The sequence below is a fragment of the Acinetobacter sp. 766875 genome, from assembly GCF_000582055.1.
GTDB lineage: Bacteria > Pseudomonadota > Gammaproteobacteria > Pseudomonadales > Moraxellaceae > Acinetobacter > Acinetobacter nosocomialis.
In genome coordinates, this window is the sequence record NZ_JEXX01000006.1 from 143,072 (window position 1) to 156,202 (window position 13,131).

Here is a 13,131-nt window from a genome sequence, read left to right on the forward strand (position 1 = left end):
ATGCATGTAAGTGCATCTTTTTTTTATGAGTAACTTATTTTTTAGTAAGTAGTTCTAGCATCGAAACTGTAGTGACTTTGGCACCAACTGGTAAAGCTTTTAAATCAACAATATAGTTTGGACTATGTGGAATATAAGGTACAGGTTTGCCTTGCTTGACTGCATTTGCAAACACAACTGGGTCTGCCACACCAATAAACATAAAGTTAAAAGGAATGTCTTTTTGGTCGCCTAACAAATGATGAACATCTTCTGATCCCATAACAGCTGGATACTCAGTTAGAACATGTTTATCTCCTAATAATGCTTTTAAAGGCCCATTTAAACGTGCCGAAAATTCTTTATTGTTAACTACAGGTGTGCTCGAACCTTTAAACGTAAAGGTAGGTAATTGATCTTTACCCATCCCCTGCATTTGGGCGGCACCTTCACTCATAGACTTAATATTATTTAGCATGGTTTCACGTACTTTTGGATCAAACCAGCGCAAATTCATTTTGACTAATGCCGTAGAAGGAATCACGTTATTCGAGTTTCCAGCTTGGATTGAGCCAATCGATAACACTGCCGCTTGTTGCGGATCAACTGCATTACCCATAATGGTTTGATATTGAGTCACTGCGTTTGCAGCCATGCTAATCGGGTTCTTGGTGAGCATTGGTAATGAGCCATGTCCACCCACACCTTTAAATAAAACATCAAGCTGGTCGGTTCCCGCCATACGTGGTCCCGGTGCATTGATGACCACGCCCACAGGTGCAGGTGTGGTATGCACGGCAAAGAAATAATCAGGTTTTGGTAAGTTGTATTTTGTCCACAAGCCATCGGTCACCATAGCTTTTGCACCTGTGATCGGCTCTTCGGCAGGTTGCGCGACTAAAATAATAGTTCCGCTCCATTCCTTTTTTAAAGCCACTAATGTTTTTGCCATGCTGAGCATCCATGTCACATGTGCATCATGACCGCACATATGTGCTACAGGTGTTTCAGTTCCATCATCGAGTTTTACGCGTACTTTACTCGCATATGGTAGACCAGTCGCTTCTTCAACAGTATTGGCATCCATATCGGCACGGTACATGACTGTTGGCCCTTCACCATTTTTTAAAATACCGACCACGCCTGTTTTGGCTATTCCGGTTTTAACGTCAAAACCTAGTGACTTAAGTTCTTTGGCAACAATGGCAGAAGTACGCGTTTCCATAAACCCAAGTTCAGGGTGTTCATGAATGTCTTTATAGACCTTGCTTAACCATTCTGTTTGGCCATCAATAATAGTTAACGCTTTTTGCGAAACCGCTGGCAAAGTTGTTGGACTTGCTTCCGCATGGAGAAGAGTTCCATAACCTGAAATCAAAGTCGACAACCCTAAAAACATACCGTTTTTAATGATTTTATTCATGTAATTAAAACCTTATAAATGACTGATTTAATTTTAAAATTTATATCCAATTTTTAAGCCATAGCTGACTGAGTGGTTATCCTTAAACTCACCTACATAATAGTCACTACCCGCCTGTGCGCCAAGCTGAGCTTTTGCATCGCCTAACCAGTAATACTTCACACCACCAGAAATAAAGTATCGCGATGTCGGGCTATATTGAGCACCCACGCCCAAGTTGTAATATCCCTTAGTTGGGCCACCCGTTGACACTTTATCGCCTGCTCCTGAGTCCCATCCAACTGACACAGAACCTAACCATTTTGGCGAAAAGCGTTGTCCTAAACCCAAATTTAAAGACCATTGGTCGTCATAATAACGAACCAAATTAAAACCTTCCGGACGGCTTGGCGTTGATAGTACGCCAACAACTTTTGAGATCTCACCAAAGCGATAAGGTTGCAAAGCAAGATCACTCCAATTTACCCAGCGTAAACTACCAAACAGTAACGTTCCCTGACGAAGTCCTGTCTGGAACTCCAAATTCACTGAGTCTGGAGATTTAAATTTTGTTGTACCTGCATCTTCTTGTTCTGGCAAATTGCCAATAATCTGATTTAAGTAAGCTTTCTTTTGTGGAGTCATCTGACCAATAGAAATCATGTAGTCTAGATGCTGATTAACTAAATCACGACCTTGTTGAGTGCTTAACATCTCAATGAGTGGGGCATTTTCAGTCGCGTTTACTTTATGGGTAATGGCTGAACGGTAGGTTAATGAGACTTTCACAGCTTTTTCTGGAATCTGGTAGGCAAGCCCTGCTAACCACCCTAAGTCACCTACAGTTTTGGTGTGAAAGTCATAGCCGTTATAAAGACTAAATACATTACCTCTTAATTCAACCTGACTTTTAAAGGTTTGATAGACTGGCCCCGCATAAAGATTCCAGTTTTTTGTGGGTTGATATCCCAAAATAAAGCTTAAATTTTGTATATCAAATTCTGATTTTGCATTTCCTGTAGGAGCTTGACCAGAAGTAGCATTGGCAAGCCCTGCTGTTGTAATGCCGGGTAACATAACTGTGTCTTTTGGCGTTGCAACAAAGCCATTTAGGCCTGAATATTCCGTGTCGGCACCAAATGGTTGATCGTAAAGCAGGCCAAATGAATAATGCGGTGCTAACTGTAGTTTTAAGGCTGCGGTAGGTCGATAATCGGTGTTAGCGATATCTGAAATTAAATGATGTGACGGGTTTGTGCCCGATTCTACACCACTTAAATCTGCATCTGTGATTCCTAAACTTGCTTCAAAATAGTTGCCCGGTTGTAAAAATGCCGCTACAGATTGCCCTGTTTTATCAAATGCAGCCGCATGTAATGTGCTTGTGCAAATCGATGCTATTCCTAAGATCAATATTTTTTTATTCACAACAAAATTCATAGATCCATCCTGGATATTTTTTTATTTTGATTCCTCACTTTATGTAGATTTGAACGATTATGCTTAGCTCAAAACGCCAATAATTTGACCGTAGATGCCATATTGAAAAGTTATGGTTTGTATAGCTGTAAGCAGAACATCATCTTTTTATTAACCATAAAAATTGATTGGACTTTTAGGCTAGAGAGTGATTTTTTAAGAAACTTTTATATTTTTTGCTGTTAATATTAAAACACATGATAGATTTCCCAATCCTTCATATCTCTATAAATCAAGGATGATGAGCGAATACATTTATTATGGAAATCAAGCAAATAAAGTATTTTTTGACGGTCGTTGAATCAGGCAGTATTGGAAAAGCTGCCCAAAAACTCGATGTCGGTGCTTCGGCGGTTAGTCAGCAAATTAGTAAGCTCGAGCAAGAGTTAAGCATTCGCTTATTACAGCGTAATGCTTTTGGTGTGACCCCAACCCCTGCTGGCCTTGCCTTTTTAAAGCACTCGCAACTGATTTTGCGTCAAGTGAACTTCGCCATAGATGCTGCACATTCAGCACGGCTATCAGGCCATGTCAGCCTTGGTTTTCCACCGACCATTACAGCTTTGATTGGCATCCCTTTAATGAAACTAATGTCTGAACGTTATCCAGATATTCGTTTAGAGATTGTGGAAACCCTGTCGGGGAACCTGATTCAGTCGATTAATTCACGTCAGCTTGATATCGCCATTATTTTTACCAATGAAATTGATAAACAGTGGTCTATACAGCCTTTAGTACGCGAGCAAATGTATTTAATGGCACGCAAAGAAGTGCTCGAAAAATACGGACTTAGCGAATGTATTAAAAGCGGCATTATTCAGTCGCAGCAAATTGGTGATATTCCTTTAGTGTTGCCACGTCAACGCCATAGCTTACGAAAACTGCTTGAGCACAAGATTGGACAGCTTAATGTCGTCTATGAAATTGATGGCTTGCATTTGCTTATGGACAGCCTGATTCATCTTGACCTTGCAAGTGTGAGGCCCGGAAGTGCCTGCCTGCAAGAGTATAAACACAAGCTGCAATTGCTTAAGGTTGTCGACCCTGAAGTTGAACGAATTAACTATTTGGTGAGCCTTGCCGAAGAAGAATTATCACCTGCTGCACTTGCCGCCAAGTCAGCCATTAAGGCCTGTGTGAAAGAGTTAATTCAAAACCAAATTTGGCCATGTTCTGAAATTATTGTTTAAAGGGTCATTAATTTTTCTAAATACCTAATTAATTTTCGCCTCTCACTCCTCCCTGCTTTTTAAGATTACATTTTCCTTCGAATGATAAGTGGTTTTCTGTTTATCGAAATATAGATGTGTAGTTTTAACTGGAAACAAGGCATCACATTTTCTACCAAGGACACCTTTAAATCTCATCTCTAACCCATTTCCTATTTAGGTTTATTGATTGAATCAATTTACGTCCAAACCTTGAAGATCGTGAATGTTTCCATTTTGTCAGGCCAAGGAGGTCTCCAATGGATGTCGTTAATAACCGTAGGGCTACTTTTAAAAAAATATTAAACGTAACGAGTGGCAACTTTTTAGAACAGTACGATTTTTTTCTTTTTGGTTTCTATGCCACCTATATCGCAGCAAAATTTTTCCACTCAGATAATGAATATGTCTCATTAATGATGACATTTACCGTGTTTGCTGCGGGCTTTCTTATGCGTCCTCTTGGCGCTATTTTCTTGGGTGCCTATGTCGACAGAATTGGTCGTCGTAAAGGGTTGATTGTGACTTTAAGCTTGATGGCTATTGGTACCATCTTAATTACCTTTGTACCGGGTTATGACACCATCGGTATTATGGCCCCTATTTTGGTGGTCATTGGCCGTCTGTTACAGGGCTTCTCGGCAGGTGTTGAATCTGGCGGCGTGTCTATTTACCTTGCAGAAATTGCAACCGATAAAAACCGTGGTTTTATCACTAGCTGGCAGTCTGGTAGTCAACAAATTGCGGTCGTGTTTGCAGCGTTATTTGGTTATTGGCTCAACACCGTTTTAACTCATGCACAAGTGAGTGAATGGGGCTGGCGTATTCCGTTCTTAATTGGTTGTTTGATCATTCCTTTAATCTTCTTATTCCGCCGTACTTTAGAAGAAACTGAAGCATTTAAAGCACAAAAAACTCATCCATCTTCAAAAGAAATTTTCAGCACACTTGTAAGCAACTGGCGCATTGTACTTGCCGGCATGATGATGAGTGCGATGACTACGACAACTTTCTACTTTATTACGGTTTACACCACGGTGTATGCGAAACGTACTTTAGAAATGTCGGTCACAGATAGCCTTTTAGCAACCGTGTTTGTAGGTTTGTCGAATTTCTTCTGGTTGCCAATGGGTGGTTTGCTTTCAGACAAAATTGGTCGCCGTCCAGTGTTAGTGGGTATTACGACTCTTGCGATCTTTACCAGCTATCCGGTTTTAAGCTGGTTGGTGAGCGACATTAGCTTCTCAAACCTACTTATTACTCTTGCTTACTTCTCGTTCTTCTTTGGTATGTACAACGGCACTATGGTCGCAACGCTTGCCGAAGTAATGCCAAAACGTGTTCGTACCGTTGGCTTCTCTTTAGCGTTTAGTCTTGCAGCCGCGATTTTTGGTGGTATGACGCCAATGGCGTGTACTTTCCTAGTAGAAAACACTGGCAATGCAAGCACACCAGCGTTCTGGCTCATGCTTGCTGCGGTATGTAGTCTCATCTCAAGTTTATATCTATGTCGCGGTTCTAAGCAGAAAAAATCTGACGCGATTGCTGAACCTGCAAAGGTTAGCGCTTAAAACAACTAACTACTTAACCTGAAATTTTAATGAACAGTACGGCAGATCTTAAGTCTCCGTACTGTGCTCTCCTGTCATTAAAAGTGAGATACTATGAAAAAGTCCCCTATCTTCATGACCATTTGCCTAGCTGGTGCTGGCTTAGGTTCAACGCTTGCTAACGCAGATACGTTAGAAGTGATTAGCTCTGGCGGTTTCTATTCATCTATGGAAAAACTCATTCCAATATTTGAAAAGCAAACTGGTCATACGGTTCACCTTTCGTCTGGTTCATCAATGGGTGCATCGCCAACTGCAATTCCAAACCGTCTCGATCGTGGTGAACGCTTTGATGTGGTGGTATTGGCTGCTCCTGAACTAAGCAAACTTGCAGAAAAAGGTTATGTTGACCCAAACTCACAAAGTGCTTTGGTGAATTCAAGCATTGGCATGGCTGTGCCTAAAGGTGCACCAAAGCCAGACATTAGCTCTGCAGCAAAATTTGAAAAAGTTTTATTAAATGCCAAGCACATAGGCTATTCTGCAAGTGCGAGTGGTACGCATCTTGAAAAAGATGTTTTCCCAAGCTTTCCACCTGTCGAATACAAAGTAATTTCGAGTAAAGCAGAAAAAGTGGTAGGCGACCGCGTTGCAAAACGTATTGCCGAAGGCCAGTTTGATATTGGTTTCCAGCAAATTAGTGAAATCAAACCTTTTACCGGCAAATATGGTCAAGTTGAGTTAGTTGGTCCAATCCCTGCGCCTTACCAAAAAGTTACCGTATTTGCTGCTGGTATTGGTAAAAACTCGGAACATGCAAAAGTTGCAAAAGAACTTATTCAATTTGTGAAATCGCCTCAAGCAACACAAATTATTGAAGAACAGGGTCTTGAGCAGGTTAAACAATAAAAGCTCTAAAAGGCAGCATTTTGAGAGGATGTTGCCTTTCCTCTTTGAACGGTTTACTCAAAGCAATAGAACAAAATGTAGAGCAATAAACCAGTGTAGAATAATTAACAAAGGTCAAAGTAGAATTTGCCGTGGAACTTAAACAATTAAAGTATTTTATTGCAGTGATCGAGTCAGGAAGCTTGGGTAAAGCTGCAAAAAATCTCGATATTGGAACTTCTGCATTAAGTCAGCAAATCTCAAAATTAGAAAGTGAGCTTTCTATTCGCCTTTTACAACGTACTGCTTTGGGTACGGTTCCCACCCCTGCGGGTTTAGCTTTTTTTCAACAAGTTCAACTGGCGCTTAGGCACTTAGACCATGCTGTAGATTCTGCACACTCTTCACGTTTAAGTGGTCATGTCACCGTCGGTTTTTCGCCAAGTGTCGCATCGGTTATTGGCACGCACTTTTTAAAACTCATGAGAAACCGTTATCCCGACATTAAAGTCCGTTTAATTGAAGGCCTATCGGGTGACCTCAAGGCCTTAGTTAATGCAAGGCAGCTCGATGTTGCCATCATCTTTAGTGACGATGTCGACCCACAGTGGGCCATACAACCTTTAGTCAAAGAACAGATGTTTTTAATCTCGCCAAAAGAAGTACTGAGTCAGTACCATCTTGAAAGCTGTATCGATACTCAAACCATTACTCATTCACAGCTTAAAGAACTTCCACTGATTTTACCAAGCCAGCGACATGGACTGCGTTTGTTGCTCGAACAGAAAATTCACCAGCTTAAAGTGGCCTATGAAATTGATGGGCTGCATTTGTTAATGGAAAGCATTAGCCAACTCGAAATGGCAACCATTCAACCTGCGGGTGCATCATTAAACTCAAGGCAAGACTTATGTTTGCTACGCGTTGTAGAACCTGCTATTGAACGTATTAATTATTTAATTAGTCTCTCTGAAGAAGAGCTCTCACCTGCCACCTTAGCCACGAAAGTAGTGATTCGTGCCTGTGTAGCAAACTTGATTAATGAAAAGCACTGGCCCGGTGCGGAACTCATAAACACTTAAGCCATTAGTGTTTATTTTTACTAAACACCCATTCAAGCCTAGCCTCTCACTTCATCTTTCCTTTTGAAGCTACATTAGCCCTAGCTGAGAAAGGGAGAAATCCATGCATGATGTAATTGTGATTGGTGGTGGGAATGCCGCACTGTGTGCCGCGCTCACAGCAAAAGAAAGTGGTGCTTCTGTGCTGGTAATAGAGGCAGCGCCCAAAGAGTGGCGTGGTGGTAACTCACAACACACTCGTAACCTTCGCTGCATGCATGATGCTCCTCAAGACGTATTGGTCGATGCTTATCCCGAAGAAGAATATTGGCAAGACCTACTTAAAGTGACTGCGGGCAAAACTAATGAACACTTAGCCCGTCTAGTGATTCGTAGCACGGCCACCTGCCGTGACTGGATGCGTAAACATGGCGTGAATTTTCAACCACCCCTATCGGGTGCTTTGCATGTTGCACGTACCAATGCCTTTTTTATGGGTGGCGGTAAAGCCCTTATTAATGCGTATTACCGAAGTGCCCAAGAGCTTGGCATCGAGATTTTATACAACACAAAAATTAAAGATCTAAAGTTAAACCAAGGACATTTTGAAGCTGCAATTGCTGAAGATGGCCGTGTGTTTAAAGCAAAAAGCTGTGTATTGGCCGCAGGCGGTTTTGAGTCAAATCTCGAATGGTTAAGAGAAGCATGGGGACAAAATGAAAACGGCGAATGGCCTGCCGATAACTTCATTATTCGTGGAACCCGCTTTAATCAGGGCAACTTGCTTAAATTTATGATAGATCAAGGCGCCGATATTATTGGTGACCCATCACAATCACATTGCGTCGCTGTAGATGCAAGAGCACCGTTATATGATGGCGGCATCTGCACTCGTATTGACTGCGTTTCACTAGGGATTGTGGTCAATAACAAAGCCGAACGTTTTTACGATGAAGGCGAAGACTTCTGGCCAAAACGTTATGCGATTTGGGGTCGTCTTGTTGCCAAACAGCCACAGCAAATTGCCTATTCGATTATCGACTCAAAAGCAATTGGTCGCTTTATGCCCCCTGTGTTTGCAGGTGTAAAAGCAAATAGCATTCAAGAACTGGCCGAAAAAATCGGGCTGGATGCAAAAACCTTATGCCATACCGTAGAAGAATTTAATCAAGCCTGCGTACAAGGCACCTTTAACCACACGGTTTTAGATGACTGCACCACCGAAAATATTGTTCCCAACAAAACCCATTGGGCTGTTCCTCTCGATCAACCACCCTTCTATGCCTATGCCCTTAAACCCGGCATTACCTTTACCTATTTAGGTTTAAAAGTCGAAGACGATGCTGCGGTGCGTTTTAACAATAAACCAAGCCGCAACCTATTTGTCGCAGGTGAAATGATGGCAGGTAACGTACTCGGACAGGGTTATACCGCAGGCGTTGGTATGTCGATCGGCACAACCTTTGGACGCATTGCCGGAAAAAATGCCGCCCACTATGCACTTTCACAAGGAGTTGAACATGAATGCTAGTACCAAAGCCCTAATTCCAGTTGTTCAGCTCTCTGACCATGAGCAAGAAGTCCAAAGAGCTCTACAGATTTGTAATGCTTGTCGCTACTGTGAGTCTTTTTGCGCTGTATTTGCGGCCATGACCAAACGTCTTGAGTTTAATCAAGCCGATATTCATTACCTCGCAAACCTCTGCCATAACTGTGGTGCGTGTTTACACGCTTGCCAATATGCGCCACCTCATGAGTTTGGCGTAAACATTCCAAAAGCGATGGCACAAGTACGTTTGGAAACTTACCAAGAGTTTGCGACGCCTAAACCGCTAGGCCGACTTTATAAGTCTGTTGGCATTCCTTTTGTCTCAGCATTATCAGCTATTTTCTTTTTATGCATGTTAGCTGTGGTGTGGTACAAAGGCACCGACCTGTTTGCAGGCTATCAAGGTAATTTCTACGCGATTTTCCCGCATAACTTTTTAGCTCTACTGTTTGGAGCGACCTTTACAGTTGCGATTGTTTTGCTCGGCATTGGGATTAGTAAATTTTGGCGACAGACGTCTAAAGTTATTCACGGCAAAGTTGAGAAACCCGACCTAGTTCAAGCCACTCAAAATGTATTAACGCTTAAATATTTAGATGGTGGACATGGCAAAGGCTGTAATGAGCAAGATGACCGTTACACACAAATCCGTCGTGTGTTCCATCACCTCACCTTTTATGGCTTTATGCTCTGCTTTGCAGCCACAGGTGTAGCAACTTTATATCATTATTTCCTTGACCTACATGCCCCTTACCCAATCTTTAGCTTACCTGTGATTTTAGGTACGTTAGGTGGACTTGGCTTAGTGGTTGGGCCATCTGGCTTGCTCTATTTAAATCTTAAACGTCATCCATTACATGGTGACCGTGAGCAAAGACCTGTAGATCGAGGCTTTATTTTCCTTTTAATCTTAGTCAGTGCTTCAGGCTTAGCTCTCATGGCATTTCGCAATACCCCTTACATGGCACTTTTACTGATTTTTCATTTAGCTACGGTCATGACATTCTTCATTACCATGCCATTTGGAAAGTTCGCACATGGTTTTTACCGCAGTGCTTCTTTACTCAAATTCGCCATCGAAGAGCGTATTTCCAAGAAGTCATAATGTTTAAGATTAGAAAAACTTCCTAATAAAAAACCGCTATAAAAGCGGTTTTTTATATTCAACTACAATGATAATTGAATGGACATATTGAAAACGGTAATAGCTTAAGCAATTTTCCCATCAATAATGCCCTTCTCTTTTAATGCAGCAAGCTCTTCTGCTGTTTTAAATCTCGATAAGATTTGAGCAGTATGTTCACCTAGCTCTGGCGGCGCATGATGATATTCAACGGGAGTATCAGACAGTTTGATAGGTGAGCCTATGGTTTGGAAGTTTTCATTTAAACGATGGGGAATGTTCACCACCAAATTGCGATGTACGATTTGTGGTTCAGCTAAAGCATCTTCAATAGAGTTGATAACACCTACAGGTACTTTAAGCGCATGAATCATGTCGACCCATTCTTTAGCAGTTTTCTGCAAAAAGTACTCGGACAATAAAGGAATCAGTTCATCTCGATATTTTACGCGGTCTTGGTTACGCACAAACTTTTCATTTTCGAGTAACTCTGGATAACCAATTGCAATACACAGATCTTTAAACTGTTTGTCGTTACCGCAAGCAATAATAAATTCTTTATCTTTAGCCTTAAAAGTTTGATACGGCACAATACTTGGGTGCTGATTACCCATGCGCTGTGGCGCTTTACCTGAAGCTAAATAATTCATTCCCTGATTTGCGAGTGCCGCGACCTGTACATCAAGGAGTGACATATCAATATACTGACCACGCCCTGTATGCGAACGTGCAATCAGGGCAGCTTGAATCGCGATGGTTGAATACAATCCAGTTTGAATATCTACCACAGCCACACCAACCTTTTGTGCGCCACCACCTGCTACATCATCAGGCTCACCGGTAATGCTCATTAAGCCAGACATACCCTGAATAATAAAATCATAACCGGGTTCTGCTGCACGTGGGCCATCTTGCCCAAAACCAGTAATCGAGCAATACACAATATTTGGGTTTAACTCACTTAAGGAAGCATAGTCCAAACCATATTTAGCCAAAGATCCTGTCTTATAATTTTCAATTACCACGTCGGCAGTCTTGGCAATTTCATAAATTAAGGCCTGACCTTCGGGTGTGGTTATATCTACCGCAACCGAATATTTATTACGGTTAGTACACTGAAAGTAGCCAGATTCACGGGTCATATTTCCGTCTTGATCAGGCATCCATGGCGGTCCCCACATACGGGTGTCATCACCGACTCGAGGACGTTCAATTTTAATCACTTCCGCGCCAAGGTCTGCCAAGATTTGCCCACACCAAGGCCCTGCAAGTACACGACTTAAATCTAAAACTCGAATTCCTTGTAATGCACCCATAATGATACCCTTATCTTTTTAGAAGGTGCTAATGCACCTCCCTGTCATTGTTTATGATTGTCTTTGTGGATCGTACTGACGATCTTTAATAAATAAGCCTGGCAATACCCCTGCAACAAAATACGCAGCACCCATCACAATAAAGGCCATGGCAAAAGTTCCACCCGATGCCAAGAAACCAATGGTGGCTGGTGCAATCGCTGCCCCGACACGACCAATGTTATAAGCCCCGCCAATGGCTGTTCCGCGTACATCGGTTGAAAAACTTTCAGCCATATAAGTCGCATTTACACCGTATGGAATGCCATATAAGAAGCCAAAGGTGATTAATAAATACAAAATATTGTCAGGAGTATTGAAGAAAATAATGATTGGCAAAAACACAGCGCTGGCTATTGTTCCAAACACAAAAACAGCACGGCGGTTAAATTTGTCAGCAAGATACCCTGCTAAAATTTTGCCTAAAATCATTGCTGTATATGAACCCACCATATAACTGGTTAAGTTTTTAAAGTTCATATGCACTTCTGTTTCTAAATAGCTTGGCATCCAGTTGTTAATGCCGTAATAACCAAACTGTAAGAAGAATGCTGTGGTCATCCATAACAAAAACATTTTACGGTGCTTAAAATTATTAAAGATTTGTTTGTAGATACTGCTACTTTTTGGCTTTTCAGCCACGACCATTTCCTTAGGTTGTCTATTGCCTTGTAAGCTTTCAATTTTGGTGAGCTGCCAAGATTTTGGCTCTGGCACAAATCGTTGCAGGAAAATATTAACGAAAGCAGGTACTACGGTCAGAAAGAACAAAACACGCCAGCCATGATCTGGAATAATTGCGCCAGCTAATAGGGTCGCTGCAATATAACCTACAGTCTGACCCGTCTGTAACGTGCCCAAGACCGTGGTACGGTAAGTGGTTGGCACATATTCAGCCATTAAGGTATTACAAGCCATATAGAGTGCTCCGATTCCTAAAGCACCAGTAAAACGTAAAGCCATAAATTGCTCGAAGCTTTGCGTAAAGCCCAATAAGCAAGTTGCTACAGAAAAGAAGGTCACCGAGTTGGCAATGGTTCGTACACGACCAAACTTGTCACATGCCCAGCCACCCAAAACCCCGCCAATACCCATACCTGCTAAAGAAGCACTACCTAAGGCACCCGCTTGAAAGGTACTTAACCCAAACTCTGCCTTTAAACTGGTCAAGCTATAAGACAGCAGCATAATATCAATGCCATCGACCACCATCGCAAAATAAGCAAATAACAATGCCCATTTCCATGTATTCGGTCCGATCTTTTCATATGTTCCAAGATTGCTTGGAAATGTAGTTCTCAATTCTTTCGATATTACTTGAACGTCATTGTTCATCTTTAATTCCTCATTTTCCCAAATGAGTCATCGGCAGCCTACTTATGTTTTCTGTATGACTTAATCTTTTACATTTTCATCATCTTACATTTGGTTTTAAGTACACAGACGTACATCTTCACATGAGTATCCTTACGATGAATCTTGTCATTTTCCATAAATTTTTGCGTAAAAATCCCTACAGGTGCTCCCAAAAGAACAC

Annotated in this window: 10 protein-coding genes; 6 read left to right on the forward strand and 4 right to left on the reverse strand. The window is 41.7% G+C overall.

Annotation, left to right across the window (positions count from 1 at the left end; genetic code table 11):
• Window positions 1–34 precede the first annotated feature (34 nt).
• The gene (locus J576_RS07940) at window positions 35–1,402 is read right to left on the reverse strand and encodes an amidohydrolase (protein WP_002050351.1); all 1,368 of its coding nucleotides are present in this window, start codon (window positions 1,400–1,402) and stop codon (window positions 35–37) included.
• A 33-nt stretch (window positions 1,403–1,435) separates the two neighbouring features.
• On the reverse strand, window positions 1,436–2,821 hold the full coding sequence (locus tag J576_RS07945; RefSeq protein ID WP_002050279.1) for a hypothetical protein: 1,386 nt from the start codon (window positions 2,819–2,821) through the stop codon (window positions 1,436–1,438).
• A gap of 299 nt (window positions 2,822–3,120) precedes the next feature.
• On the opposite strand from J576_RS07945, the gene J576_RS07950 reads away from it, so the two are divergent.
• The 6 genes from J576_RS07950 (at window position 3,121) to tcuB (ending at window position 10,221) form a co-directional block, all read left to right on the forward strand.
• Entirely contained in the window at window positions 3,121–4,050 is a 930-nt protein-coding gene (locus J576_RS07950; RefSeq protein WP_002050404.1) for a LysR family transcriptional regulator, read from the forward strand.
• Window positions 4,051–4,328: 278 nt separating this feature from the next.
• A complete protein-coding gene (locus J576_RS07960) occupies window positions 4,329–5,639 on the forward strand; it encodes an MFS transporter (protein ID WP_033855550.1) in 1,311 nt (436 codons plus the stop codon).
• Between the two features lie 93 nt (window positions 5,640–5,732).
• A complete protein-coding gene (locus tag J576_RS07965) occupies window positions 5,733–6,527 on the forward strand; it encodes a substrate-binding domain-containing protein (RefSeq protein WP_002050439.1) in 795 nt (264 codons plus the stop codon).
• A 131-nt stretch (window positions 6,528–6,658) separates the two neighbouring features.
• On the forward strand, window positions 6,659–7,588 hold the full coding sequence (locus J576_RS07970; protein WP_002050377.1) for a LysR family transcriptional regulator: 930 nt from the start codon (window positions 6,659–6,661) through the stop codon (window positions 7,586–7,588).
• Window positions 7,589–7,691: 103 nt separating this feature from the next.
• Window positions 7,692–9,098, forward strand: coding sequence for an FAD-dependent tricarballylate dehydrogenase TcuA (tcuA, locus tag J576_RS07975; protein ID WP_000543960.1), 1,407 nt, complete (start codon window positions 7,692–7,694; stop codon window positions 9,096–9,098).
• On the forward strand, window positions 9,088–10,221 hold the full coding sequence (gene tcuB, locus J576_RS07980) for a tricarballylate utilization 4Fe-4S protein TcuB (RefSeq protein ID WP_002050342.1): 1,134 nt from the start codon (window positions 9,088–9,090) through the stop codon (window positions 10,219–10,221). The genes tcuA and tcuB overlap by 11 nt, the downstream gene beginning before the upstream one ends.
• 104 nt (window positions 10,222–10,325) lie before the next feature.
• Here the strand turns inward: tcuB and J576_RS07985 are convergent, their stop codons facing one another.
• A complete protein-coding gene (locus J576_RS07985; RefSeq protein ID WP_002050431.1) occupies window positions 10,326–11,555 on the reverse strand; it encodes a CaiB/BaiF CoA transferase family protein in 1,230 nt (409 codons plus the stop codon).
• Window positions 11,556–11,606: 51 nt separating this feature from the next.
• Window positions 11,607–12,929, reverse strand: coding sequence for an MFS transporter (locus tag J576_RS07990; protein WP_031982482.1), 1,323 nt, complete (start codon window positions 12,927–12,929; stop codon window positions 11,607–11,609).
• Between the last annotated feature and the right edge of the window lie 202 nt (window positions 12,930–13,131).

What these genes read in the sequence shown, in the direction of transcription:
- J576_RS07940 (WP_002050351.1), bottom strand. Translation starts at nt 1,402, where the DNA reads ATGAATAAAATCATTAAAAACGGTATGTTTTTAGGGTTGTCGACTTTG.
- J576_RS07945 (WP_002050279.1), bottom strand. Translation starts at nt 2,821, where the DNA reads ATGAATTTTGTTGTGAATAAAAAAATATTGATCTTAGGAATAGCATCG.
- J576_RS07950 (WP_002050404.1), top strand. Translation starts at nt 3,121, where the DNA reads ATGGAAATCAAGCAAATAAAGTATTTTTTGACGGTCGTTGAATCAGGC.
- J576_RS07960 (WP_033855550.1), top strand. Translation starts at nt 4,329, where the DNA reads ATGGATGTCGTTAATAACCGTAGGGCTACTTTTAAAAAAATATTAAAC.
- J576_RS07965 (WP_002050439.1), top strand. Translation starts at nt 5,733, where the DNA reads ATGAAAAAGTCCCCTATCTTCATGACCATTTGCCTAGCTGGTGCTGGC.
- tcuA (WP_000543960.1), top strand. Translation starts at nt 7,692, where the DNA reads ATGCATGATGTAATTGTGATTGGTGGTGGGAATGCCGCACTGTGTGCC.
- tcuB (WP_002050342.1), top strand. Translation starts at nt 9,088, where the DNA reads ATGAATGCTAGTACCAAAGCCCTAATTCCAGTTGTTCAGCTCTCTGAC.
- J576_RS07985 (WP_002050431.1), bottom strand. Translation starts at nt 11,555, where the DNA reads ATGGGTGCATTACAAGGAATTCGAGTTTTAGATTTAAGTCGTGTACTT.
- J576_RS07990 (WP_031982482.1), bottom strand. Translation starts at nt 12,929, where the DNA reads ATGAACAATGACGTTCAAGTAATATCGAAAGAATTGAGAACTACATTT.